The organism is Streptomyces sp. NBC_01408, assembly GCF_026340255.1.
Lineage (GTDB): Bacteria > Actinomycetota > Actinomycetes > Streptomycetales > Streptomycetaceae > Streptomyces.
Genome location: NZ_JAPEPJ010000001.1, coordinates 2,782,426 through 2,807,133, shown reverse-complemented (window position 1 = coordinate 2,807,133; position 24,708 = coordinate 2,782,426). Strand labels below are relative to the sequence as shown.

Genomic DNA, 24,708 nt, shown 5'->3' with positions numbered 1-24,708 from the left:
TGCTCCTTCACAGATGGCGACGTCGCTGCGCGGCTTGCCGGTCGTACTCTTCACGGGCCTGGGCCGCCGCCTTGCGGGTCGCGGTCTCGGCCACAGGAACATCCCACCACGCCGCTGCCGGGGGTGGGCCCGACACAGTGTCGGGCGTTCGGGTCTGTACGTAGACACATGTGGGACGCGTCGCCGAGCGCGCCTCGGCGAGGGCTTCCCGCAGGTCACGTACGGTGCGGGCGCGGATCACAGCCATCCCGAGGGAGGCCGCGTTGGCCGCGAGGTCCACCGGCAGGGGGTCGCCCGTGTACGAGGCGTCGGCCGCCCGGAAGCGGTACGCCGTGCCGAAGCCCTCGCCGCCCACCGCCTGCGACAGGCCTCCGATGGAGGCGTACCCGTGGTTGTCGAGGATCACCACCTTGACCGGGATTCCCTCCTGGACGGCCGTGACGATCTCCGTCGGGTTCATCAGGTACGTCCCGTCGCCGACCAGCGCCCACACCGGCCGGCCGGGCGCGGCCAGCGCCACCCCGATCGCGGCCGGGATCTCGTAGCCCATGCAGGAGTAGCCGTACTCGACGTGGTACTGGTCGGCCGAGCGGGCCCGCCACAGCTTGTGCAGGTCGCCGGGGAGGGATCCGGCCGCGTTGACCAGGATGTCGGTGCCGTCGACGAGGGCGTCGAGCAGCCCGAGGACCTGGGCCTGGGTGGGCGGGGCGTCCTCGTCGGAGGCGGGCAGGGCGTAGGCGCGGTCGACGCTGGCCTCCCAGTGGCTCTTCGCCTGCCCGTACGCCGTCTCGTACTCGGGATCCACCCGGTGGCCGGAAACCGCCTCCCGCAGCGCGTCCAGCCCCTCGCGGGCGTCGGCGACCAGCGGGCGGGCGGCGAGCTTGTGGGCGTCGTACGGGTCGAGGTTGAGGCCGATGAACCGGACGGCCGGGTTCTGGAACAGGGTCGCGGAGGCGGTGGTGAAGTCGGTCAGCCGGGTCCCGGCGGCGATGACGAGGTCGGCCTCCCGGGCCAGGGCGCCGGCGGTGGCCGTCCCCGTGTGCCCGATCCCGCCCACGTCCGCGGGGTGGTCGTACGGCAGGGCGCCCTTGCCCGCCTGGGTGGCGGCCACCGGGATCCCGGTGGCCGCGGCGAAGGCGGCCAGCGCAGCCTGGGCCCCGCTGTGCCGGATCCCGCCGCCGGCCACGACCAGGGGGCGCGCGGAGCCCCGTACGGCCTCGGCGGCGGCCGCGAGCTCCGTACGGTCGGGCCGGGGCCTGCGGACGCCCCACACCCGGTCGGCGAAGAACTCCTCGGGCCAGTCGTACGCCTCCACCTGCACGTCCTGCGGCAGCGCGAGGGTGACGGCGCCGCTCTGCACGGGGTCCGTGAGCACCCGCATGGCCTGGAGGGCGGCGGGGACCAGGGCCTCGGGGCGGGTGATCCGGTCGAAGTAGCGGGAGACGGGCCGCAGGGTGTCGTTGACGGAGACGTCCCCCGCGTACGGGACCTCCAGCTGCTGGAGGACGGGATCGGCGGGCCGGGTGGCGAAGGTGTCGCCGGGGAGCAGGAGCACCGGGATCCGGTTGATCGTGGCGAGGGCGGCGCCGGTGACGAGGTTGGTGGCGCCGGGCCCGATGGAGGTGGTGACGGCGTGCGCGGAGAGCCGCCCGCACTGGCGGGAGTAGCCCACGGCGGCGTGCACCATGGCCTGCTCGTTGCGGCCCTGGAGGAAGGGCATCGTCCGCGGGCCGCTCTCCAGCAGGGCCTGGCCGATGCCGGCGACGTTGCCGTGCCCGAAGATCCCCCAGGTGGCGGCGACCAGCCGCTGCCTGCGGCCGTCGCGCTCGGTGTACTGACAGCCCAGGAACCGTACGAGGGCCTGGGCGACGGTGAGCCTCATCGGTCCTCCGCGCGGTAGAGGGGCAGCCGGGGGTCGGTTTCCTGCCCCGCCCAGGTGTCCCGGATCCAGCCGTGGTCCGGGTGGTCCCGGATCAGCCACGCGCGGGGCCCGGACGGTCCGGCCATCACGTTCAGGTAGTACATGTCGTGCCCGGGGGCGGCGATGGACGGCCCGTGCCAGCCGTCCGGGATGAGCACGGCGTCCCCGGTCCGCACCTCGGCCAGGATGTCGGTCTTCCCCGCCGGGGAGGGGGAGACGCGCTGGTAGCCGAGCCCGGGGGTGTCCCCGTGCGGGGCGATCTCGAAGTAGTAGATCTCCTCCAGGCGGGACTCCTGGCCGGGGTGGTGCTCGTCGTGCTTGTGGGGCGGGTACGAGGACCAGTTCCCGCCGGGGGTGAGTACCTCTACGGCGATCAGCCGGTCGCAGTCGAAGCCGGCCGGGCCGGCGGCGGCGAAGTTGTTGACCTGCCGCGAGCAGTGGCCCGCGCCGCGCAGCTCCACGGGGACGCCCCCGGCCGGCCCGTACCGGGCGGGGAGCCTGCGCTCGCAGCGTGCCCCGGCGAGGGCGAAGCGCCCGCCTTCGGCCGAGCGGATTTCGGCGTGGCCGTCGCGGGGCAGGTACGCGAAGTCGGTGACCCCCGCGAACACCCCGTCGCGCCCGCGCAGTTCGAACGTCTGCGGACCGCTGCTGGGGGCTCCGCCCCCAGACCCCCGCGCCTCAAACGCCGGCGAGGCTGAATGATCCAGCCCCTCCGGCGTTTGAGGAGCGGGGTCCGGGGCGGAGCCCCGATCCTGAAGCCCCGCCGGCGATTGAGGCGCGGGGCCTGGGGCGGAACCCCGGCAGCGGACCTCGCACCCGCCCGCGAGCGGGAGCACGATCCACTCCGACTCCCCGCACTCGTGCGCGTACGCCTCCCCCGGCGCCAGGTCGAGCACCACCAGCCTCGTCCAGGACATCCCCCACTCAGACACCACCGCCACGCCCCAACACCCCCTCGACCTCGTCAGAGAACGGCATCGCCGAAGAGCACGCCAGCCGCGAAGCCACGATCGCCCCGGCCGCGTTCGCGAAACGGATGACCCGCTCCAGCTCCCACCCGGCGAGCAGCCCATGGCACAGCGCCCCGCCGAACGCGTCCCCCGCGCCGAGCCCGTTGACCACCTCGACCTTCACCGGGGGGACCTCCGCCACCGTCCCGTCCCGGTGGACGGCCAGCACGCCTTCCGGGCCCCGTTTGACCACCGCCAGTTCCACCCCGGCGGCGAGCAGCGCCCGCGCCGCCGCGTACGGCTGCGACTCCCCCGTGGCGATCTCGCACTCCTCGGTGTTCCCGACGGCCACCGTCGCCCACCCCAGCGCCCGTTCGTAGTACGGCCCCGGTTTCTCCCGCCACAGCATCGGCCGCCAGTCCAGGTCGAACACCGTCGTCCCCGACCGGGCACCCGCCCCCGCACGGGCCTCCAGCGCCGCCAGCGTCGCCGCCCGCGAGGGCTCCTCGCTCAGGCCCGTCCCCGTCATCCAGAAGACGCGGGCCGCCCGTACCGCCTCCAGGTCCACCTCGTCCGGCGCGATCTCCAGATCCGGGGCCTTCGGCAGCCGGTAGAAGTACAGCGGGAACCGGTCGGGCGGGAAGATCTCGCAGAAGGTGATCGGCGTGGGGAGGCCGGCGACCTCGGTCGCCCACCGGTCGTCCACGCCGAACCCCCGCAGCTCGGAGCGGAGATACCCGCCGAAGGGGTCCGCGCCGGTACGGGTGATCAGTGCCACCCGCCGCCCCAGCCGGGCCGCGGCGACGGCCACGTTCGCCGCGGAGCCGCCCAGGAACTTGCCGAAGGTCTCCGCCTCGGCCAGTGGTACGCCGGTCGTCAGCGGGTAGAGATCCACCCCGATCCGGCCCATCGTGATCAGGTCGAACGCGAACGGATCGCCGGTGCCGGTCACAGTCAGTCCTCCCACTCGTCTCCCTCGTCTCCCGCCTAAGGTGGCCGCTATGACGTCCTCCCCACCCGCGTTGACCCGTATCCGCATCGGTTCGGCTCCGGACTCCTGGGGTGTCTGGTTTCCCGACGACCCCCGGCAGACCCCTTGGGAGCGTTTCCTCGACGAGGTCGCCGGCGCCGGGTACGAGTGGATCGAGCTCGGCCCCTACGGCTATCTGCCCACGGATCCCGCCCGACTCGCCGAGGAAACGGCCAAGCGCGGACTGCGGGTCTCGGCCGGAACCGTCTTCACCGGACTCCATCACGGGCCCGCCGTGTGGGAGGACACCTGGGCGCACGTGTCGCGGATCGCGGCGCTCACCCAGGCCATGGGCGCGGCCCATCTCGTCGTGATCCCCTCCTTCTGGCGGGACGACAAGACCGGGGAGGTACGGGAGGACCGCACCCTCACCGCCGGTCAGTGGCGTGAACTGACCACCCAGACCGAGCGGCTGGGCCGGGAGGTCCATGACCGGTACGGGCTGCGGATCGTCGTCCACCCGCACGCCGACACCCACATCGACACCCCTTCGAACGTGGCCCGCTTCCTCGACGCCACCGACCCCGGGCTCGTCTCCCTGTGCCTGGACACCGGGCACTACGCGTACTGCGGCGGCGACAGCGTCGAGGCGATCGAGGCCTTCGCCGAGCGGATCGGCTACCTCCACCTCAAGCAGGTGGACCCCCAGATCCTCGCCGAAGTCACCGAACGGCAGCTGCCGTTCGGCCCCGCCGTGGGCCTCGGGGTGATGTGCGAACCGCCGTCGGGGGTGCCCGCACTGGAGCCCGTACTGGCGGCGGCCCAGCGGCTCGGGGTGGACCTGTTCGCCATCGTGGAGCAGGACATGTACCCCTGCCCGCCCGACCGCCCGCTGCCGATCGCCCGCCGTACCCGTGCCTACCTGCGCTCCTGCGGCGTCTGAAGGAGGAACCGACATGACCAGCACGCTCGGTATCGCCGTCATCGGCACCGGGAAGATGGGCGCCGACCACGTCCGCCGGATCGGCCGCACCGTGGGCGGGGCCCGGGTGGTGGCCGTGGCCGACCCGGACGGGGACCGGGTCAAGGAGGTCGCGGGCCGCCTGGACGGTGCGAGTGCGCACACCGACCCGGCGGCGGCGATAGCCGCCCCTGGTGTCCAGGCCGTACTGATCGCTTCCCCCGGGCCCGCGCACGAGGAAGCGATCCTGCACGCGCTGGAGCGGGAGCTTCCGGTGCTGTGCGAGAAACCGCTGACCCCGGACCCGGCCGGTGCGCTGCGCGTGATGGAGGCGGAACGCCGGCTGGGCCGGCGCCTGGTGCAGGTGGGGTTCATGCGGCGGTACGACGCCGAGTACGAGCGGCTGAAGGAGCTGCTGGACGCGGGCGGCATCGGGCGGCCGCTCTTCCTGCACTGCCGCCACCGCAACGTCTCCTCGCCGTCCTTCTTCACGAGCGACATGCTGATCAGCGATTCCGTGGTGCACGAGGTGGACGCGGCCCGCTGGCTGCTGGGGCAGGAGATCACGGCGGTGTCGGTGCTCTCCCCCGGGCCCGCGTCGGCGGCTCCGGAGGGGCTGCGCGATCCCCGGCTGGTGCTGCTGGAGACCTCCGGCGGGGCCGTCGTCGACGTGGAGATCTTCGTCAACTGCGGCTTCGGCTACCAGGTGCAGTGCGAGGCGGTCGGCGAGTCCGGCACGGCCCGGATCGGCGACGGCCACGCGATGGTCGTGCAGTCCGGGGGCCGGTGGGGCGGGGAGGTCGACCAGGACTTCACGGTGCGCTTCGCCGATGCCTACGACCGCCAGCTGCGGCGCTGGGTGGCGGCGGCCGCGCGGGGCCGGGTGACGGGGCCGGACGCCTGGGACGGCTACGCGGCGGCCGCGGTCTCGGAGGCGGGGCTGGCGGCCGCGCGCGGCGGCGTGCGGACCCTGGTGGAACTGGTGGAGCGACCGGCCCTCTACCAGCGCTGAGCCCTCCTCCGGCGGCGGGCTCCACCGGGCCCTCCCGGGCGACCCCTAACCCCTCCCGACCCGGCCCGGCCCCCCTCCTCTCCCCGGCCCACGGAAATCGGGCGACCCCTGTGGCGCATCTGTCACAGGGGTCCCCTTTGTGTCACGCATATCCGGGTTACGCGGGTGTTCCGTCACAGGCGGACGACAGCCCCTCCCCTGCCCTCACCCGGCGTCGTTGCCTGGGCACAACCCCGAGTGATCGTCACTGTCCACGCGCCGGCTCCCCCGACGGCCTCCCGGCCGGCCCCGCGGCGTGGACAAGGAGGTGTCGTGATGAGCGACCGACAACTGTGGTCCTACAAGGAGATCGCCGCCCACATCCGCGTCCAGCCGGACACCGTGCGCTCCTACCGCAAGCACGGGCTCCTCCCCGCCCCCGACCACGTGGAGGGCGGCAAGCCCTACTGGTACGCCGAGACCGTCCGCGCGTGGGTGGCGCGCCGGCCCGGCAACCGGGGCCGCCGCGAAGACTGACCCGTGGCGCGCCGTTCACGTGCGGTCCGGACCGATCGGCCATTGCGGAACTGGGGCGCCGGATACTCGCTTCGATACCCCCTAGGGGTATAGTCTGGAGGTGTCGGGAGGACGGTGGGGGGATCCGCCGCCCCTCCGGTGACCGGACACGCCCCTGAAGAGGAGAACGACATGACCGCCGAGACGGACACCCAGACCACCACCGTCTACCGGGTGACCGGCATGACCTGCGGGCACTGCGAGTCCGCGGTGACCAGCGAACTCTCCGCCCTGCCGGGCGTCAGCTCGGTCAAGGCCGTCGCCGCGACCGGCGAGGTCACCGTGGTCTCCGCCGCCGAGCTCGCCGACGAGGACGTCCGCGCCGCCGTGGACGAGGCCGGGTACGAGCTCACCGGCCGGGCCTGAGCACCTCCTCCCTTCGGGAGCACAACGCAGCACCCCGCAGCACGCGGCAGTACCCCGCCGGGCCGTACCGGCCAGCTCATACTGGTTCCGTACGGCCCGGCCCTCCCCCTGGAGCCGGAACATGACCAGCACAGTGCACGACGGGCCCATAGCGGCGGTCGAGCTCTCGATCGGCGGGATGACCTGCGCCTCCTGCGCGGCCCGCATCGAGAAGAAGCTCAACCGGATGGACGGCGTCGAGGCCACGGTGAACTACGCCACCGAGAAGGCCCACGTCTCCTACACCGGGGACGTCCAGGTCGCCGACCTGATCGCGACCGTGGTCAAGACCGGTTACACCGCCGAGGAGCCCGCGCCGCCCGAGCCGGAACCGGCTGCCGGCACCCCGGCGGCCGTACGCGATCCCGAGCTCGACGCGCTGCGCCGGCGGCTGCTCGTCTCCACCGCCCTCGCCCTCCCCGTCGTCCTGCTCGCGATGGTCCCGGCCCTCCAGTTCGACAACTGGCAGTGGCTCTCCCTGACCCTCGCCGCCCCGGTCGTCGTCTGGGGCGCGCTCCCCTTCCACCGGGCCGCCTGGACCAACGCCCGGCACGGCGCCGCCACCATGGACACCCTGGTCTCGGTCGGCACCCTGGCCGCCTTCACCTGGTCCCTGTGGGCCCTGTTCCTCGGCCACGCGGGCATGCCGGGCATGCGGCACGGCTTCGACCTGACGATCTCCCGTACGGACGGCTCCTCGGCCATCTACCTGGAAGTGGCGGCCGGCGTCGTCAGCTTCATCCTCCTCGGCCGCTACCTGGAGGCCCGCTCCAAGCGGAAGGCCGGCGCGGCCCTCAAGGCCCTGATGGAGCTGGGCGCCAAGGACGTCACCGTCCTGCGCGCGGGCCGGGAGGTCCGCATCCCGGTGAGCGCGCTCGCCGTCGGCGACCGCTTCCTCGTACGCCCCGGCGAGAAGATCGCCACGGACGGCACGGTCGTCGAGGGCAGCTCCGCCGTGGACGCCTCCATGCTGACCGGCGAGTCGGTCCCGGTCGAGGTCTCCGCCGGCGACGCGGTCACCGGCGCCACCGTCAACGCCTCCGGCCGGCTGGTCGTCGAGGCCACCCGGGTCGGCGCCGACACCCAGCTCGCCCGGATGGCCCGGCTGGTCGAGGACGCCCAGAACGGCAAGGCCGAGGTGCAGCGCCTCGCCGACCGGATCTCCGGCGTCTTCGTACCGGTCGTACTGCTGCTCGCGCTCGGCACCTGGGTCACCTGGCTACTGATCACCGACGACCCCACCGCCGCCTTCACCGCGGCCGTGGCCGTCCTGATCATCGCCTGCCCCTGCGCCCTGGGCCTGGCCACACCGACCGCGCTGATGGTCGGCACCGGACGGGGCGCACAGCTCGGGATCCTGATCAAGGGCCCCGAGGTGCTGGAGTCCACCCGCCGCGTGGACACCGTCGTACTGGACAAGACCGGCACCGTCACCACCGGCCGGATGACCCTGACCGGCGTGCACCCCGCCCCGGACGTCGACGCGCACGAACTGCTGCGCCTGGCCGGAGCCCTGGAGCACGCCTCCGAGCACCCGATCGCCCGGGCCATCGCCACCGGCGCGGCCGACCGGGCCGGTGAACTGCCGGTCCCCGAGGGCTTCGACAGTCTCCCCGGGCTGGGCGTGCAGGGCGTGGTCGAGGGCCATGCCGTCCTGGTGGGCCGCGAGCGGCTGCTGGCCGACTGGTCGATCACCCTCCCCGCCGGGCTCGCGCGGGCCAAGGCGGCCGCCGAGGCCGAGGGCGCCACCGCCGTCCTGGTGGCCTGGGACGGAGCGGCACGCGGAGTGCTGACGGTGGCCGACGCGGTGAAGGAGACCAGCGCCGAGGCGGTCACCCGGCTCCGGGCGCTCGGCCTCACCCCGGTCCTGCTGACCGGCGACAACAAGGCCGTGGCCGAGGCGGTGGCCCGCGAAGTGGGCATCGACGAGGTGATCGCCGAGGTGCTCCCGCAGGACAAGGCGGACGTCGTACGCCGGCTCCAGAAGGAGGGCCGTACGGTCGCCATGGTCGGCGACGGGGTCAATGACGCGGCCGCGCTGGCCCAGGCCGACCTGGGCCTGGCCATGGGCACCGGGACGGACGCCGCCATCGAGGCGGGCGACCTGACCCTGGTGCGGGGCGACCTGCGGGTGGCCGCGGACGCGATCCGGCTGTCGCGCCGGACCCTGGCCACCATCAAGGGCAACCTGTTCTGGGCCTTCGGCTACAACGTGGCCGCCCTGCCGCTGGCGGCCGCCGGACTGCTCAATCCCATGATCGCGGGGGCCGCGATGGCCTTCTCCTCGGTCTTCGTGGTGACGAACAGCCTCCGGTTGCGCTCCTTCCGCTAGTGATCACCTCCCCGGACCGCACACACTTCCTTCACGGGAGACGCAGATCACAGTGATCGCAACGTAACCATCCGGGGTCGACACGGGTCTAATGGGGCGATGCCAGGAACGTCTTGGGGGGCGTTCCACGGAGGTCTTGGGGGACGTCCGCGGCATCAGCCGGCCGGGACGCGTGCCCGCGGGAAGCTTTGAGCGGCCCTCCCGACCCGAAACGGGTCCCGGCAGACACTGACGCCCCGGTCCGGGTCCCGTGGGGGGAATCCGTTCCGGGGAAAAGGAAAGCGCCCCGACCGTCGACCCGTGGGGGGATCGGCGGCGGGGCGCTTTTCGCATGCCTCGCGTGCGGCCCTGGGGCCGCGGGTGGAGAAGGGCCTCGGGTCAGCGGGCCTCGACCGGGACGAAGTCGCGCAGGACCTCACCGGTGTAGATCTGGCGCGGGCGGCCGATGCGGGAACCCGGCTCCTTGATCATCTCGTGCCACTGGGCGATCCAGCCGGGCAGCCGGCCGATCGCGAAGAGCACGGTGAACATCTCGGTCGGGAAGCCCATGGCCCGGTAGATCAGACCGGTGTAGAAGTCCACGTTCGGGTAGAGGTTGCGCGAGACGAAGTACTCGTCGGCCAGCGCGTGCTCTTCCAGCTTGAGCGCGATGTCCAGCAGCTCGTCGCTCTTGCCGAGCGAGGAGAGGACGTCGTGCGCCGCCGCCTTGATGATCTTCGCCCGGGGGTCGAAGCTCTTGTAGACGCGGTGCCCGAAGCCCATCAGGCGGACGCCGTCTTCCTTGTTCTTCACCTTGCGGATGAAGGCGTCGACGTCGCCGCCGTCGTTCTTGATGCCCTCGAGCATCTCGAGGACGGACTGGTTGGCGCCACCGTGCAGCGGACCCCACAGGGCCGAGATGCCGGCCGAGATCGAGGCGAACATGTTCGCCTGCGAGGAGCCGACCAGACGCACGGTGGAGGTCGAGCAGTTCTGCTCGTGGTCCGCGTGCAGGATCAGCAGCTTGTCGAGCGCCGCGACCACGACCGGGTCCAGGTCGTACTCCTGGGCCGGCACGGAGAAGGTCATGCGCAGGAAGTTCTCGACGTAGCCGAGGTCGTTGCGCGGGTAGACCACCGGGTGGCCGACCGACTTCTTGTACGCGTAGGCCGCGATCGTCGGGAGCTTGGCCAGCAGCCGGATCGTCGAGAGGTTGCGCTGCGTCTCGTCGAAGGGGTTGTGGCTGTCCTGGTAGAACGTCGACAGCGCGCTGACCACGGAGGAGAGCATCGCCATCGGGTGCGCGTCGCGCGGGAAGCCGTCGTAGAAGCGCTTCACGTCCTCGTGCAGCAGCGTGTGCTGGGTGATCTCGTTGCGGAACGACGCGAGCTGGTCGACGGTCGGCAGCTCCCCGTTGATCAGCAGGTAGGCGACCTCGATGAAGGTCGAACGCTCGGCCAGCTGCTCGATCGGGTAACCGCGGTAGCGCAGGATGCCCTGCTCACCGTCGAGGTAGGTAATCGCGGACTTGTACGCCGCGGTGTTGCCGTAGCCACTGTCCAGAGTGACGAGCCCGGTCTGGGCCCTCAGCTTCGAGATGTCGAAGCCCTGGTCACCGACAGTGCTTTCGACCACCGGGTAGGTGTATTCACCGTCCGCGTACCGGAGTACTACAGAGTTGTCGCTCACGTCATCCCTCACCGACGTAGTGCCTCTTCTTCGAGGTGCCCTGACTGCCTCTACCTTCCCCCATTTGGCGCAGGAGAGTGCACTCGGGGTCGGCGTTTGGTGCTTTTGACGGCACTGAGTGCCGCCAAGCTGCTCATCCTGCCCCCTCCGCACCGGTGGTGGAACCCCAAATGATCGATCATCTAGGTGATGTTTCCCACCGGTATCCGGCCGGACAGCCTGGGCGCCACCGCCGTGTACCTCCTGCCTGCAGAAACCGTACGCACAGCCTGGCCGAGGGCTTTACGGGACCCGACGAGGACGACCAGTTTCTTCGCCCGGGTCACCGCCGTGTAGAGGAGATTCCGCTGGAGCATCATCCAAGCCCCGGTGGTGACGGGGATCACCACTGCCGGATATTCACTCCCCTGGGAACGGTGGATGGTGACGGCGTACGCGTGGGCCAGCTCGTCGAGCTCCGCGAACTCGTAGCCGATCTCCTCGTCCTCCTCCGTCCGTACCGTCAGGCGCTGTTCGTCCAGGTCGAGGCCGGTGACCACGCCGACGGTGCCGTTGAAGACGCCGTTGGCCCCCTTCTCGTAGTTGTTCCGGATCTGGGTCACCTTGTCGCCCACCCGGAAGACCCGGCCGCCGAAGCGCTTCTCCGGCAGGTCCGGCCGGGCCGGGGTCATGGCCTGCTGGAGGAGGCCGTTGAGGTTTCCGGCGCCCGCCGGGCCGCGGTGCATGGGTGCGAGCACCTGGACGTCCCGGCGCGGGTCGAGCCCGAACCTGGCCGGGATCCGGCGGGCGGCCACGTCGACGGTGAGCCGCCCGGCCTCCTCGGTGTCCTCCTCGGGGAAGAGGAAGAAGTCCGGCAGCCCGTCGGTGATCGGCGGCACACCGGTGTTGATCCGGTGGGCGTTGGTGACGACGCCCGACTGCTGGGCCTGCCGGAAGATCCGGGTCAGCCGGACCGCGGGCACCGGGCCGCCCTCGGCCAGCAGGTCCCGCAGCACCTCCCCGGCGCCGACGGACGGCAGCTGGTCCACGTCCCCGACCAGCAGCAGGTGCGCGCCCGGCGCCACGGCCTTGACCAGCTTGTTGGCCAGCAGCAGGTCCAGCATCGAGGCCTCGTCGACCACGACCAGGTCGGCGTCCAGCGGACGGTCCCGGTCGTACGCCGCGTCCCCGCCGGGCTTGAGCTCCAGCAGCCGGTGCACCGTGGAGGCCTCCGCCCCGGTGAGCTCGGACAGCCGCTTCGCCGCCCGCCCGGTGGGCGCGGCGAGGACCACCTTGGCCTTCTTGGCCCGGGCCAGCTCCACGATCGAGCGGACGGTGAAGGACTTGCCGCAGCCCGGCCCGCCGGTGAGGACGGCGACCCGGCGGGTGAGCGCGAGGCGGACCGCGTCCCGCTGCTCGGGGGCGAGTTTCGCCCCGGTCCGCCCGGCGAGCCAGCCCAGCGCCTTGTCCCAGTCCACGTCCTGGAAGGCGGGCATCCGGTCGTCCTCGGCGTGCAGCAGCCGGCGCACCTGGCCCACCAGCGACAGTTCGGCCCGGTGGAAGGGCACCAGGTAGACGGCGGTCAGCGGGTCCGGGCCGCCCTGCGGATCCGGCACCCGCTCCCGTACGACCCCCTCCGGATCGGCGGCGAGCTCCGCCAGGCAGTCGATCACCAGGCCGGTGTCCACCTGGAGCAGCTTGACCCCGTCGGCGATCAGCCGCTCCTCGGGCAGGAAGCAGTGGCCCTGGTCGGTGGACTGGGACAGGGCGTACTGGAGCCCGGCCTTGACCCGTTCCGGGCTGTCGTGCGGGATCCCGACTGCCTGGGCGATCCGGTCGGCGGTGAGGAAGCCGATGCCCCAGACGTCGGCGGCGAGCCGGTAGGGCTGGTTCTTCACCACCGCGATGGAGGCATCGGCGTACTTCTTGTAGATGCGGACGGCGATGGAGGTGGAGACGCCGACGCCCTGGAGGAAGACCATGACCTCCTTGATGGCCTTCTGCTCCTCCCAGGCGGCCCCGATCAGCTTCGTCCGCTTGGGGCCCAGCCCGGGTACCTCGATCAGCCGCTTGGGCTCGCTCTCGATCACGTCGAGGGTGTCGGTGCCGAAGTGCTCCACGATCCGGTCGGCGATCTTCGGGCCGATGCCCTTGATCAGGCCGGAACCGAGGTAGCGCCGGATGCCCTGGATGGTGGCGGGGAGCACGGTGCGGTAGTTCTCCACCGTGAACTGCTTGCCGTACTGCGGGTGGGAGCCCCAGCGGCCCTCCATGCGCAGCGATTCGCCGGGCTGCGCGCCGAGCAGGGCGCCGACGACGGTGAGGAGGTCGCCGCTGCCGCGGCCGGTGTCGACGCGCGCGACCGTGTAGCCGCTGTCCTCGTTGGCGTAGGTGATGCGCTCGAGCACCCCCTCCACCACGGCCTGTTGCATCGCCCCGTCGGTTGCCATGGCACGAAGCTACCGTGCGGCGCCGACAGCGCGGCGGGCCTGTGGACAAAGCGGTGACGCGCCCCGTGCAAGGACCAAAGGGGGTCCGGCCTCGCGGCCGGACCCCCTCACGGTTACCCCTCCCGTGCCGGACTTCCCGATCCCCCCAGATCCCCTCCCGGAAGTCCCGACGCAACATACGACCCTCCACGCCCGCGGAGGGTTGCACTCCGATCTACAGATTTACTTTTCCGTTACCAAACGCCTACCCAAGGTGCCGGTGAATCGGCACGGAAGCAGCGTTTCGGACATGAGTGAATCTTCGAAGAAGTAGCGGGCTATCCTCGGAGGTCATGGACACGCCCGAGGCAGCAGCGGTGCGGCTGCGCGATCCCGAGCCCGGCGACCTGGGCTGGATCGTGCAGGCGCACGGGGCGCTCTACGCCGCCGAGTACGGCTGGAACGCCGAGTTCGAGGGCCTGGTGGCCCGGATCGTCGCGGACTTCGCCGAGGACCACGACCCGTACCTGGAACGCGTCTGGATCGCCGAGCTGGACGGCCGGCCGGTCGGCTCGGTGATGTGCGTGCGCGAGGACGGCGCGCCGGGCACCGCCCGGCTGCGGCTGCTGCTGGTGGACCCGGCGGGCCGGGGCCACGGCATCGGCACCCGCCTCGTCGACGCGGTCGTCGCCTTCGCCCGCTCGGTGGGCTACCGCGAGCTGGTGCTGTGGACCAACGACGTACTGCACGAGGCCCGTTCCCTGTACCTGCGGGCGGGCTTCACCCTGGTCGCCGAGCGCCCCCACCGCTCGTACGGGGTCACCCTCACGGGGCAGGACTGGCGGCTGCCGCTGCAGGAGGGCTCTGCGCACTGACGCCCGAACCGACCCCCGTACGGTTCGGGGCGCGCGCGGCTGTCGGGCGCGAGCCGCCCCCCAGCGAGGTGAGCGCCACGCCCCCGACCAGGAGCACCGCCGCGAGCCAGCGCGTGCCCGAGACCTGCTCCCCCAGCACCAGGGCCGCCGAGGACATCCCGAACACCGGCACCAGCAGCGAGAACGGGGCCACGGCGGAGGCCGGGTAGCGGCGCAGCAGGTACCCCCAGGCGCCGAAGCCGAACACTGTGGACACCCAGGCGACGTACCCGATGACGGCGAGCCCGGACCAGTCCAGGGCGCGCAGCGCGGCCAGGTCCCGCTCGGGCCCCTCCAGCAGCAGCGAGAGCGCGAGCAGCGGCAGCACCGGGACCGTGCAGACCCAGACCATGAAGTTCAGCGCGTCGGGCGGGGAGGCCTTGCGGGTCAGGACGTTGGAGACGCCCCAGCAGGCGGCGGCCGCGACGACCAGCGCGAAGCCGAGCACCGGCCCGGAGGTCCCCCCGCCCACGGCGGCCACGGCGATCCCCGCGAGGGCCACGCCCATGCCGAGCACCCGGACCCGGCCGGGCCGCTCGCGCAGCAGCACCGCCGCGAGGACGGCGGTGAAGACGGCCTGGACCTGGAGCACCAGGGAGGACAGCCCGGCCGGCATCCCGGCGTCCATGCCGGTGAACAGCAGCCCGAACTTGGCGATGCCGAGGACCGTGCCAACCCCGAGGATCCACTTCCAGGCGACCTTGGGGCGCCCGACGAGGAACACCGCGGGCAGGGCCGCGACGAGGAAGCGCAGGGCGGACAGCAGCAGCGGCGGGAAGTGGCCGAGCCCGATCTCGATGACGACGAAGTTGAAGCCCCAGACGGCGGCGACGAGCACGGCGAGTGCGGTGTGTACGGGACGCATGCTCCGAGCATCGGCCCCCCGACGATGAAGCACCAGCGCGGATCTCTTCCGGGATGGATGAAGCATTGCTTACGGGTGGGGCGGCTGCCACGATGGATCCATGCTCGACCTCGCCCGGCTGCGCGCCCTGCACGCCGTCTCCGTCCACGGTTCGGTCGCGGGCGCGGCGGCCGCCCTCGGCTACACCCCCTCCGCGGTCTCGCAGCAGATCGCCAAGCTGGAGCGGGAGACCCGGACCACCCTGCTGGAGCGGCGGGGCCGGGGTGTCGCGCTGACCGAGGAGGCCCGGCACCTGGCGGACACGGCCCAGGAGCTGCTGGCCATCGTCGAGCGCGCCGAGACCACCCTGGAGGAGCGGCGCGGGCAGCCGAGCGGCCTGCTGACGGTGGCCGCGTTCGCCTCGGCGGCTCGCGGGCTGCTGCCGGGCGTGCTGGCCGACCTGGCCCGCCGTCATCCGGCGCTGGACGTACGGCTCACAGAGGTGGACCCCCACCTGTCCGTGGACCTGGTGGCCCGCGGCGTCACCGATCTGGCGGTGGCCCACGACTGGGACATCGCCCCCCTGCCGGCGCCGGAGGGGATCGAGCAGGCGGTGATCGGGGACGACCTGTGCGACCTGGTGGTCCCGGCCGGGCATCCCTTCACCACTCGGCGGGTCGTCAGCCGGGCCGAGCTCGGCGGCCAGCGCTGGGTGTGCCCGCCGCCCGGCCGGGTCTGCCACGACTGGCTGGTGCGGACCCTGCGCACGGCCGGCTTCGAACCCGACATCGCGCACGTGGCCGAGGAGAACCACACCGTCGTCGCGCTGGTCGCCGCCGGGCTCGGGGTGGCGGTCGTCCCCCGGCTGGGCACCGGCGCGCTGCCGCCCGGAGCGGTGGCCGTCCGCCTGGAGCCGGGCCCCGTACGGCGGCTGTACGCCCTGTGGCGGACCGGAGCGGCCCGCCGCCCGGCGATCACCGAGGCCGTACGGGCCCTTCAGGAGCACTGGGCCGGGCAGCCGGAGCCGCCCCGGCCGGGGCCCACTTCCGGGGGACCCCCCGAGTGTCCTTGACGCCTCGGGGCCCGGCCCCGCAGTAGGGTCCGGCGCGTGCCGTACGAAGCCTCCCGCCGGACCCTGCTCGCCGTGGCCGCCCTGGCCGCCGTCACGGCCGCCGGGGCCGCCTCCGCCGTCATGGGGGGCCGCCCCGCGCCCGTTCCCGACGACTCGCGCAACCCCGGCCGGGACCCCCTGGACCGTCCGGGCCACCGGCCCGACCGGGCCCGGCTGCGCCGCCTGGTGGAGGGGATGAGCCTGGCCGAGAAGGTCGGGCAGCTCTTCGTCTCCCGGGCCTACGGGCATTCGGCGACCGATCCCGATGCGGCGGACGCCCAGAAGAACCTGGAGCTGTTCGGGGTGCGCACCGCGGCCGAGCTGGTCTCCCGCTACCACCTCGGCGGGATCATCTACTTCGCCTGGGCCCACAACACCCGTACCCCGCACCAGATCGCCGAGCTCTCGGCCGGCCTCCAGCGGGCCGCCCTGGACAGCGGCCCGCGGGTCCCGCTGCTGCTCTCCACCGACCAGGAGCACGGCATCATCGCCCGGATCGGCAGGCCCGCCACCCTGTTCCCGGGAGCGATGGCCCTGGGCGCGCTGCACGGCGCGGCCGGGTCCACCGGCGAGGTCCGCCGGGCCGCGCGCATCGCGGGCACCGAACTGGCCGCCATGGGCATCCGGCAGGACTACGCGCCGGTGGCCGACGTCAACGTCAATCCCGCCAATCCGGTCATCGGTGTCCGCTCCTTCGGCTCGGACCCGCGCGCGGTGGCGGCGCTGGTCGACGCCCAGGTCCGCGGCTACCAGGGCGCCGGGGTGGCCGCCACCGCCAAGCACTTCCCCGGCCACGGGGACACCGAGACCGACAGCCACGTCGGTCTGCCGGTGATGCGGCACACCCGCGCCGTATGGGAGGAGCTGGACGAGCCGCCCTTCCGGGCCGCGGTGGAGGCGGGCGTGGACGCCGTCATGACGGCGCACATCGTCTTCCCCGCGCTGGATCCCTCGGGGGACCCGGCGACCCTCTCGCGGCCGATCGTCACCGGCATCCTGCGCGAACGCCTGGGCTTCCGGGGGGTGGTGGTCACCGACGCCCTCGACATGGCCGGGGTCCGCCAGAAGTACGGGGACGACCGGGTGCCCGTACTGGCCCTGAAGGCGGGCTGCGACCAGCTGCTGAACCCGCCGGACCTGGGGCTCGCGCACCGCAGTGTGCTGGCCGCCGTCGAGGCGGGCGAGCTGACGGAGGAGCGCATCGAGGAGTCGGTGCTGCGCATCCTGGAACTGAAGGCCCGCCGGGGCCTGTTCGAGGAGGCGCGGCCCACGGCGGAAGGGGTGGACCGGTCGGTCGGCATCCCGGAGCACCTGGCCGCGGCCGACGAGATCGCGGCCGGTACGACGACCCTGCTGGCCAATCCGGTGAAGCTGCTCCCGCTGGACGCGGCGGCGGGCCCCCGGCTGCTGGTCACCGGGACCGACCCGGCGTCCCCCAGCGGTACGACGGGGCCCCCTACGGCCGTACTGGCCCGGGAGCTGACCGCCCTGGGCTGCCGGGCCACGGCGGCGCCGCCGGCCCGCGCGGCGGCCGAGGCGCCCGGCCACGCGGCGGTCCTGGTGTGCACGTACAACGTCCCCGAGGGGGACAGCCCCCAGCGCAAGCTGGTCACGGAACTGCTGGCCACCGGGGTGCCGGTGGTCGTCGTGGCGGTCCGCAACCCGTACGACCCGGCCCGGCTGCCACAGTGCGCGGCGGAGCTGGCGACGTACTCCTGGACGGATGTGGAGATGCGGGCGGCGGCCCGGGTGCTGACCGGGGCGGTGCGCCCCTCGGGCCGCCTCCCGGTCCCCGTCCCGGGCCGCTACCCGCTGGGCCACGGGCTGACGTACTAGGGGGGGTGTCCGGTGGATCAAGGCCGGGCCCGGCCCGCCCCGATCCACCGGACACCCCCTAACCCGCGGCCCGACGGGGAGGCGCTACGGCCGCAGCTGCGGCTCGCGCTCCAGGTCGCGCTGGTCGAGCTGCGCGTCCGGCGCCGCCAGCGGCGCCGCCTTGCCTGCGTCGGCGAGCGCGGCGGCCGGGGCGACCCCGGCCCACTTCAGGATCCTGGCGGTCGCGAGGTCCTTCTCGCCGTCGAGCAGCTGGGCGACGTTGGCTCCGTGGTTGGCGCCCGGCGCGGTCATGACGTGGCTGTCGCGGACCCCGTAGCCGAGGTGGAACGGCTCGGCGCCCCAGGGGTCGTTCTGCCCGTACACGAACAGCATCTGGTTCGCGTTGTCGCGCACCCAGGTGTCGATGTCCTTCATGGCTCCCGGCTGGAAGGTCATGGGGATGTCGCGGGGCACGAAGTTGCGCGGCGGCTGGTAGCCGTAGCGGCTCAGGCCCTTGAGGTGCGGCTGCTTGATGTCCGGAGAGCCGAGCTGGGTGCCCGCCTGGTAGTAGTACGGGGTGTACGTCGCCAGGCCCTGGTCGGCGTAGGCGGAGAAGCCGGAGATCGCGTCGATCGTGTCCCAGATCTCCTGGTCCGTGGCGGTGGCGGCGGCCGGGACGGCGGCGCAGTCGGCGAGCAGGCTGTACTGCCAGAAGGCCCACACGTAGTCGAGCACGACGGCCTCGTAGGCCTTGTCGAGGTCACCGACGGTGGTGAAGGTCCAGCCGTTCTCGGCGGCGGCGACCGCGTACTTGGCCTCCAGCGGCTCGCGGCGTACGAGCGCCTCGCGCTGCACCGCGTTCAGCTTGTCGCGGCACTCCTTGGTGCCGACCTTGGCGAAGAACCGGTCGTAGGCCGAGTCCTCGTTGTTGACGACGTCGTTGGGCGCGACGTACGCGACGACGCCGTCCATGTCGCGCGGGTAGAAGCGCTCGTAGTAGGTCGCCGTCATACCGCCCTTGCTGCCGCCCGTGGCCAGCCAGTTCTTGGTGTAGATCTTCTTCAGGGCGGCGAAGATGCGGTGCTGGTCGCTGGCGGCCTGCCAGATGTCCAGGTTCGCCCAGTTGGCCGCGTCGGGCCGGGAGGGTGTGAAGAACCGATACTCCATGGACACCTGGTTGCCGTCGACGATGGTCGTCGGCTCACTGCGGCGCGGGTTGGTGTTGACGTTGTAGCCGGAGGTGAAGAAGACCGTCGGCCGCGAGACGTCCTTGTGCAGCAGGGTCATGCGCTGCTTGAAGGTGCCCTTCCACGGCTGCCGGTGGTCGACCGGCTGCTCGTAGTTCAGTACGAAGAAGCGGTAGCCGGGGTACGGCTTCTCCTCGATCAGGCTCATCCCGGGAATGCCGAGGATCTGGTCCTTGATGTCCGTGGCGGCCGCCGGCCCTGCGGCGGTGGCCGCATGTGCCGTGGAGCCGGCCGCGCCCATGGTGCCGATCAGCACCACGAGCGACAGCAGCCATCCGAGCGTCTTGCGCATTCACCCTCCCCTTGAGTTCACTTCGGTCGCCGTGAACCTAGCCGGGCCAACACGCTGCTGAACAGACCTAGTTGGGTCGCACCCTCAGCACAGGATCCAGCCGGAATCAGCCGATCCGCCGCCCACGTCCCCCTTTACATACACACAGCGGCTGATCGCACCGACCATGACAGGCCCGGCATATCGGGTGAATCGCCCGGAGTCGCGGACGGGGACCCCGCCGCGCGGCTGGATGCTCACCGTCATCTGCCGCCGCTCCCCGGGCCCGCGGGCCACCGTCACCGCGCAGGCCCGGGTGCGGCTCTTGTACACGCGCACCTCACCCGTCGCGAACGGCAGGGTCTTGGCCAGCCGCCCCGCGCAGCCCCCCGCCGCGGCCTGCGCGGCCGGAGCCGGGAACAGCCCGCCGACGCCGAGCCACAGCGCCGCCCCGAACACCCCCAGGACCGCGATCCGCCGGCCGCGCCCCTTCCGCCCCTGAACCACCCTGCCCCCCGATCGGTCGTACGCACAACGAACGCACGCACGTACGACGCCCGCACCCGCCCCGAAGGTTGCGGCGCGCAAGGACCCGGGCGGTCACCCCCGTCGCGTACCGGTCCGCGACGGGTCGCACACCCGCACCGGCCGCCCCCGCCCCGTACGAGTGCATCCACGACTCCCCCGGGGAGAAGGGGAGTTCACGATCGACCGGGCCACTACGCTAGGTGACCAGCGATCCGCTCACCGTAGCCGCGAAAGGCACCTCATATGACGACCGACCTCCTCGACCGCAAGCTGGAGCGCGCCTTCACGCACCTGGACGCCGACGGAAGCGGGGGCATCGACGAGCACGACATCATCGCGCTCGGGTCCCGGCTGCTGTCGGCCCTCGCCGAGCCCGCCGACTCGCCGAAGGCCACGCAGGTGATGACCGGTCTGGTCGGCTTCTGGCAGGAGCTCTTCACCGAGCTGGACCTCGACCGGGACGGCAAGGTCACGCCCGAGGAGTACAAGCTGGGCATGACCCGGCTCTACGCGGACGGCGGGCCCGCCTACGACCGCTCGTTCCGGCCGATGATGGAGGCCTTCCTGACGGTCGTCGACACCGACGGCGACGGCCGCATCAGCCCGGAGGAGTTCCACAAGGGCCAGGAGGCCTTCGACACGAGGCTGAGCTTCACCGACACGGAGACCCTCTTCCGCCGGATCGACACGGACGGGGACGGCACCCTGTCCGTGGACGAACTCCTCGCCGCCGTCCGCGAGTACTACACGGGCACCGACGAGGAAGCCCCGGGCAACCTGCTCTTCGGCGAACTCTGAGCCACGGGCCGCGGCCGTCCGCCCGTCAGGCCGCGGCGCGCTCGTCCTCTCCCGCGAAGGTGCGCCACAGCTCGGCGTACCGGCCGTCGCGGGCCAGGAGTTCGGCGTGGGTGCCGTCCTCCACGACCTGGCCGCGGTCCATGAGCACGACCCGGTCGGCGCGGGCGGCGGTGGTCAGCCGGTGGGCGACCACCAGGGTGGTCCGCTTGCCCGCGAGCCGGTCGGTGGCCTGGTTGACCTGGGCCTCGGTGGCCAGGTCAAGGGCTGCGGTGGCCTCGTCGAGGAGCAGCACGTCCGGGTCGACGAGTTCGGCGCGGGCGAGCGCGATCAGCTGGCGCTGCCCGGCGGAGAGGTTGCGGCCGCGCTCGGCGACGGTGTGCAGGTAGCCGCCGTCGAGGGTGGCGATCATGTCGTGGGCGCCGACCGCGCGGGCGGCGGCCTCCACCTCGGCGTCGCTCGCCTCGGGCCGCCCGTAGGCGATGGCGTCGCGGACGGTCCCCGGGAAGAGGTAGGACTCCTGGGGGACGACCCCGAGCCGGTGGCGGTACGCCGTCAGGTCCAGCTCCCGCAGGTCGGCGCCGTCGGCGGTGATCCGGCCGGAGGTCGGGTCGTAGAACCGGGCCACCATCTTGACCAGCGTGGACTTGCCCGCTCCGGTCTCGCCGACGAAGGCGACGGTCTGCCCGGCGGGTATGCGCAGGCTGATGCCGGCCAGCGCCTCCCCCTTCGCCCCCCGCTCCTCGGCGGTGCCGTACTGGAAGCGGACGTCCTCGAAGGCGATCTCGCCGCGCAGCTCCGGCAGTGCGCGCGGGTGCTCCGGACGCGGGGTGGTCGTGGGCTCGCGCAGCAGCCCCTGGATCCGGCCGAGGGAGACGGTGGCCTGCTGGTAGCCGTCGAAGACCTGGGAGAGCTGCTGCACCGGGGCGAAGAACAGGTCGATGTAGAGCAGGTAGGCGACCAGCGCGCCGGTGGTGAGGGTTCCGGCCTCCACCCGGCCCGCGCCGACGATCAGCACGGCCGCCGCTGCTCCGGAGGACAGCAGCTGGACGAAGGGGAAGTACACCGATATGAGCCACTGGCCGCGGACGCGGGCCTGGCGGTAGGAGTCGCTGCGCTCCGCGAAGCGGGTGGCGCCCGAGCGCTCGCGGCGGAAGGCCTGCACGATGCGGAGCCCGGCGACGGACTCCTGGAGGTCGGCGTTGACGAGGCTGACCCGGTCGCGGGCGAGTTCGTAGGCGGCGACCGACTTGTGGCGGAACACGATCGTGCCGATCACCAACACCGGGAGGGTGGCGAAGACGATCAGCGCGAGCTCGGCGTCGAGGACGAGCAGCGCGACGAGGATGCCGAAGAAGGTGAAGACGGAGACGACGGCGGTGACGAGTCCGGTCTGCAGGAAGGTGGACAGGGCGTCCACGTCCGTGGTCATCCGGGTCATGATCTTGCCGGTCAGTTCGCGCTCGTAGTAGTCGAGTCCGAGCCGCTGGAGCTGGGCGAAGATCTTGACGCGGAGGGAGTACAGGACGCGCTCGCCGGTCCGGCCCGTCATCCGGGTCTCGGCGAACTGTGCGGCCCACTGCCCGATGACGACGGCGAGGGCCACGGCGGCGGCCGCCCAGACGGCGCCGAGGGCGGCCTGTTCGACGCCCTGGTCGATGCCGTAACGGATCAGGATCGGCAGGAGCAGCCCGGCGCCCGCGTCGGCGGCGACGAGGCCGAGGCTGATCGCGAGGGGCGCCCAGAAGCCGCCCAGCAGCCGGCGCAGGCCGTAGCTCTCCTCGGCGGCCGCGGCCCTCGTCTCGTCCACGTCGGGCGTGTCGTCGGCGGGCGGCAGCGCGGCCACCTGCGCGAGCAGTTCGGGGGTGGCGGGCATCCCGGCGACGGACCCTGCCATGGAGTGCCCGGGGGCACCGCTCAGGCCGGCCGTGGTGGTGGCCGCAGCGCCCGGGGCGGCGGCTCCGGCGCGCTCCTCCTGGCGCCGCCACAGCTCGGGGGTGATCCCGCCCGCGACCCTGCGCTTGGCGTTGACCGGCTCGGAGTCGATCTCGGCTTCGAGTTCGATGTCCCGTTCCAGTTCCTGCGCGCGGTCCCGCTCTACGTCCCGCTCGAACTCCTCCATCGGCAGCGCCTCGGGGGTCCGCGGCGAGGCGACCCCGAGGGCGTCGGGGTCGGTGAGCAGCCTGCGGTACAGGGCGGAGCGGCGCTCCAGCTCCTCGTGTGTGCCGATGTCGGCGAGCCGCCCGCGGTCGAGTACGGCGATCCGGTCGGCCAGGGCGAGCGTGGAGCGGCGGTGGGCGATGAGCACGGTGGTGCGGCCGGCCATGACGGCCCGCAGCGCCTCGTGGATCTCGTGCTCGACGCGGGCGTCGACGGCTGAGGTGGCGTCGTCGAGGAGCAGCAGCCGCGGGTCGGTGAGGAGGGCGCGGGCGAGCGCGATGCGCTGGCGCTGGCCGCCGGAGAGGGTGAGCCCCTGTTCGCCGACCTTGGTGTCGTAGCCGGCGGGCAGGTCCCGGATGAAGCCGTCCGCCTGGGCGGCGCGGGCGGCGGCCTCGATCTGTTCGTCGGTCGCCTCGGGGTGCCCGTAGGCGAGGTTCGCGCGGATGGTGTCGGAGAAGAGGAAGGAGTCCTCGGGGACCAGCCCGATGGCGGCGCGCAGCGAGGCGTAGGTCAGGTCGCGGACGTCGTGCCCGCCGACGCGGACGGCGCCTCGGTCGGCGTCGTAGAAGCGCGGCAGGAGCAGCGAGAGGGTGGATTTTCCGCTGCCGGAGGAGCCCACGACGGCGACGGTCTCGCCTGCCGCGACGGACAGGGAGAACCCGTCGAGGACGGGCCGCTCGGGGTCGTACCCGAATCCGACCCGGTCGAACTCGACGGTGGCGGGCGCGTCGGCGGGCAGGGTGTGCGTGCCCTCCGCGATGACGGGCTCGGTGTCGATGAGCTCGACGACCCGCTCGACGCCCGCGCGGGCCTGCTGCGCGACGGTGAGGACCATGGCGAGCATGCGCACGGGGCCGACGAGCTGGGCGAGGTAGGTGGAGAAGGCGACGAAGGTGCCGAGGGTGACCTGTCCCCTGGTGGCCATCCAGCCGCCGAGGGCCAGGATGGCGACCTGCCCGAGGGCGGGTACGGCCTGGAGCGCGGGGGTGTACCGCGAGTTGAGGCGGATGGACCGCATCCGTCCGGCGAACAGCCGCCGTCCGGTGGCGCGCAGCTTGCCGGTCTCCTGCTCCTCCTGGCCGAAGCCCTTGACGACGCGGACGCCGGTCACGGCCCCGTCGACGACGCCCGCGACGGCGGCGGCCTGGCTCTGGGCGTACCAGGTGGCGGGGAAGAGCTTCTTGCGGCTGCGCTTGGCGATGAACCAGAGGGCCGGGGCCATGAGCAGGGCGACGAGGGTCAGCAGCGGCGACAGCCACAGCATGATGCCCAGGGATATCCCGAAGAGCAGGAAGTTGCCGATGGTCATCGGCATCATGAAGAGCAGGCCCTGGATCAGCTGGAGGTCGCTGGTCGCCCGCCCGACGACCTGCCCGGTGGACAGCTCGTCCTGCCGCCGCCCGTCGAGCCGGGCGATGGTGTCGTACATGTCGGAGCGCAGGTCGTGCTGCACGTCGAGGGCGAGGCGCCCGCCGTAGTACCTGCGTATGTAGGTCAGTACGTAGACGAGGAGGGCCGCGGCTATGAGCATCCCGGCCCAGGGCCCCATGGGCTTTGTCTGGTCGCCGATGACGTCGTCGATGATGACCTTGGTGACCAGGGGTACGAGGGCCATGACGGCCATGCCGGCCAGCGAGGAGCCGAGTGCGAGCAGGACGTTGACCTTGTACCGCCAGGTGTAGGCGGCGAGCCTCCTGCCCCAGCCCTGTTTCTCCCCAGCCGCCGTCTGCGCCGCCGCCACGTGGTGCCTCCCCGTTCGTCTTGTCCTGCCGCCTCCACCAACGCGCCGACCGGCGGATTTCATCCCGACACAACAATCGAACGGGTTTGCGTGGCTCCAC

Annotated in this window: 17 protein-coding genes and 1 pseudogene; 9 read left to right on the top strand and 9 right to left on the bottom strand. The window is 72.5% G+C overall.

Features of this window, described 5'->3' with window-relative positions; genetic code table 11:
* Positions 1-7: 7 nt before the first annotated feature.
* From iolD to iolC, 3 genes are read right to left on the bottom strand one after another with little or no spacing between them, the layout of a single operon-like run.
* Positions 8-1,882 carry a 3D-(3,5/4)-trihydroxycyclohexane-1,2-dione acylhydrolase (decyclizing) gene (gene iolD / locus OG447_RS12780; RefSeq protein WP_266936608.1) on the bottom strand — a complete coding sequence of 625 codons (1,875 nt, stop codon included), beginning with the start codon at positions 1,880-1,882 and terminating at the stop codon, positions 8-10.
* A complete protein-coding gene (gene iolB, locus OG447_RS12775) occupies positions 1,879-2,838 on the bottom strand; it encodes a 5-deoxy-glucuronate isomerase (RefSeq protein ID WP_266936607.1) in 960 nt (319 codons plus the stop codon). Before iolB ends, iolD begins: the two co-directional genes overlap by 4 nt.
* A 7-nt stretch (positions 2,839-2,845) precedes the next feature.
* Positions 2,846-3,838: a 5-dehydro-2-deoxygluconokinase gene (gene iolC, locus OG447_RS12770; RefSeq protein ID WP_266936606.1), complete on the bottom strand. Its 993-nt coding sequence runs from the start codon at positions 3,836-3,838 to the stop codon at positions 2,846-2,848.
* Positions 3,839-3,872: 34 nt separating this feature from the next.
* Here iolC and OG447_RS12765 point away from each other — a divergent pair, with 34 nt between their 5' ends.
* From OG447_RS12765 to OG447_RS12745, 5 genes are all read left to right on the top strand, one after another.
* Complete coding sequence (locus OG447_RS12765; RefSeq protein WP_266936605.1) at positions 3,873-4,784, top strand: sugar phosphate isomerase/epimerase; 912 nt, start codon at positions 3,873-3,875, stop codon at positions 4,782-4,784.
* 13 nt (positions 4,785-4,797) lie between these two features.
* Complete coding sequence (locus OG447_RS12760; RefSeq protein WP_266936604.1) at positions 4,798-5,814, top strand: Gfo/Idh/MocA family protein; 1,017 nt, start codon at positions 4,798-4,800, stop codon at positions 5,812-5,814.
* A gap of 315 nt (positions 5,815-6,129) precedes the next feature.
* Entirely contained in the window at positions 6,130-6,330 is a 201-nt protein-coding gene (locus tag OG447_RS12755) for an AlpA family transcriptional regulator (protein ID WP_266936603.1), read from the top strand.
* A 171-nt stretch (positions 6,331-6,501) separates the two neighbouring features.
* On the top strand, positions 6,502-6,735 hold the full coding sequence (locus OG447_RS12750) for a heavy-metal-associated domain-containing protein (RefSeq protein WP_266936602.1): 234 nt from the start codon (positions 6,502-6,504) through the stop codon (positions 6,733-6,735).
* 121 nt (positions 6,736-6,856) lie between these two features.
* Complete coding sequence (locus OG447_RS12745; protein WP_266936601.1) at positions 6,857-9,106, top strand: cation-translocating P-type ATPase; 2,250 nt, start codon at positions 6,857-6,859, stop codon at positions 9,104-9,106.
* A gap of 378 nt (positions 9,107-9,484) precedes the next feature.
* Here the strand turns inward: OG447_RS12745 and OG447_RS12740 are convergent, their stop codons facing one another.
* Both OG447_RS12740 and OG447_RS12735 read right to left on the bottom strand, forming a co-directional pair.
* Positions 9,485-10,774 carry a citrate synthase gene (locus OG447_RS12740; RefSeq protein WP_266936600.1) on the bottom strand — a complete coding sequence of 430 codons (1,290 nt, stop codon included), beginning with the start codon at positions 10,772-10,774 and terminating at the stop codon, positions 9,485-9,487.
* Between the two features lie 182 nt (positions 10,775-10,956).
* Complete coding sequence (locus OG447_RS12735) at positions 10,957-13,203, bottom strand: ATP-dependent RecD-like DNA helicase (protein WP_266936599.1); 2,247 nt, start codon at positions 13,201-13,203, stop codon at positions 10,957-10,959.
* Between the two features lie 362 nt (positions 13,204-13,565).
* Between OG447_RS12735 and OG447_RS12730 the strand changes: the two are divergent.
* Positions 13,566-14,057, top strand: a pseudogene (locus tag OG447_RS12730) (GNAT family N-acetyltransferase); the annotation flags it as partial.
* Here the strand turns inward: OG447_RS12730 and OG447_RS12725 are convergent.
* Positions 14,008-14,961, bottom strand: a complete 954-nt coding sequence (locus OG447_RS12725; protein ID WP_266936598.1) for an EamA family transporter — start codon at positions 14,959-14,961, stop codon at positions 14,008-14,010. The pseudogene OG447_RS12730 and the gene OG447_RS12725 overlap by 50 nt on opposite strands.
* Before the next feature lie 100 nt (positions 14,962-15,061).
* Between OG447_RS12725 and OG447_RS12720 the strand changes: the two genes are divergently transcribed.
* Together OG447_RS12720 and OG447_RS12715 are read left to right on the top strand one after the other, a co-directional pair.
* Positions 15,062-16,012, top strand: a complete 951-nt coding sequence (locus tag OG447_RS12720) for a LysR family transcriptional regulator (protein ID WP_266936597.1) — start codon at positions 15,062-15,064, stop codon at positions 16,010-16,012.
* Positions 16,013-16,048: 36 nt separating this feature from the next.
* Positions 16,049-17,887: a glycoside hydrolase family 3 protein gene (locus OG447_RS12715; protein WP_266936596.1), complete on the top strand. Its 1,839-nt coding sequence runs from the start codon at positions 16,049-16,051 to the stop codon at positions 17,885-17,887.
* 84 nt (positions 17,888-17,971) lie between these two features.
* On the opposite strand, the gene OG447_RS12710 is transcribed toward OG447_RS12715, so the two are convergent.
* Together OG447_RS12710 and OG447_RS12705 are read right to left on the bottom strand one after the other, a co-directional pair.
* A complete protein-coding gene (locus tag OG447_RS12710; RefSeq protein ID WP_266936595.1) occupies positions 17,972-19,405 on the bottom strand; it encodes a S28 family serine protease in 1,434 nt (477 codons plus the stop codon).
* An 84-nt stretch (positions 19,406-19,489) separates the two neighbouring features.
* A complete protein-coding gene (locus tag OG447_RS12705; RefSeq protein WP_266936594.1) occupies positions 19,490-19,891 on the bottom strand; it encodes a hypothetical protein in 402 nt (133 codons plus the stop codon).
* Positions 19,892-20,155: 264 nt separating this feature from the next.
* On the opposite strand from OG447_RS12705, the gene OG447_RS12700 reads away from it, so the two are divergent.
* Positions 20,156-20,710, top strand: a complete 555-nt coding sequence (locus OG447_RS12700; RefSeq protein ID WP_266936593.1) for an EF-hand domain-containing protein — start codon at positions 20,156-20,158, stop codon at positions 20,708-20,710.
* A gap of 25 nt (positions 20,711-20,735) precedes the next feature.
* On the opposite strand, the gene OG447_RS12695 is transcribed toward OG447_RS12700, so the two are convergent.
* A complete protein-coding gene (locus OG447_RS12695) occupies positions 20,736-24,608 on the bottom strand; it encodes an ABC transporter ATP-binding protein (RefSeq protein WP_266936592.1) in 3,873 nt (1,290 codons plus the stop codon).
* Positions 24,609-24,708 lie beyond the last annotated feature (100 nt).

Coding starts and splice junctions, on each gene's coding strand:
- OG447_RS12735 (WP_266936599.1), bottom strand. CDS start 13,203: ATGGCAACCGACGGGGCGATGCAACAGGCCGTGGTGGAGGGGGTGCTC.
- OG447_RS12750 (WP_266936602.1), top strand. CDS start 6,502: ATGACCGCCGAGACGGACACCCAGACCACCACCGTCTACCGGGTGACC.
- OG447_RS12760 (WP_266936604.1), top strand. CDS start 4,798: ATGACCAGCACGCTCGGTATCGCCGTCATCGGCACCGGGAAGATGGGC.
- OG447_RS12720 (WP_266936597.1), top strand. CDS start 15,062: ATGCTCGACCTCGCCCGGCTGCGCGCCCTGCACGCCGTCTCCGTCCAC.
- OG447_RS12700 (WP_266936593.1), top strand. CDS start 20,156: ATGACGACCGACCTCCTCGACCGCAAGCTGGAGCGCGCCTTCACGCAC.
- OG447_RS12725 (WP_266936598.1), bottom strand. CDS start 14,961: ATGCGTCCCGTACACACCGCACTCGCCGTGCTCGTCGCCGCCGTCTGG.
- iolB (WP_266936607.1), bottom strand. CDS start 2,838: ATGTCCTGGACGAGGCTGGTGGTGCTCGACCTGGCGCCGGGGGAGGCG.
- iolD (WP_266936608.1), bottom strand. CDS start 1,882: ATGAGGCTCACCGTCGCCCAGGCCCTCGTACGGTTCCTGGGCTGTCAG.
- OG447_RS12710 (WP_266936595.1), bottom strand. CDS start 19,405: ATGCGCAAGACGCTCGGATGGCTGCTGTCGCTCGTGGTGCTGATCGGC.
- OG447_RS12765 (WP_266936605.1), top strand. CDS start 3,873: ATGACGTCCTCCCCACCCGCGTTGACCCGTATCCGCATCGGTTCGGCT.
- OG447_RS12755 (WP_266936603.1), top strand. CDS start 6,130: ATGAGCGACCGACAACTGTGGTCCTACAAGGAGATCGCCGCCCACATC.
- OG447_RS12745 (WP_266936601.1), top strand. CDS start 6,857: ATGACCAGCACAGTGCACGACGGGCCCATAGCGGCGGTCGAGCTCTCG.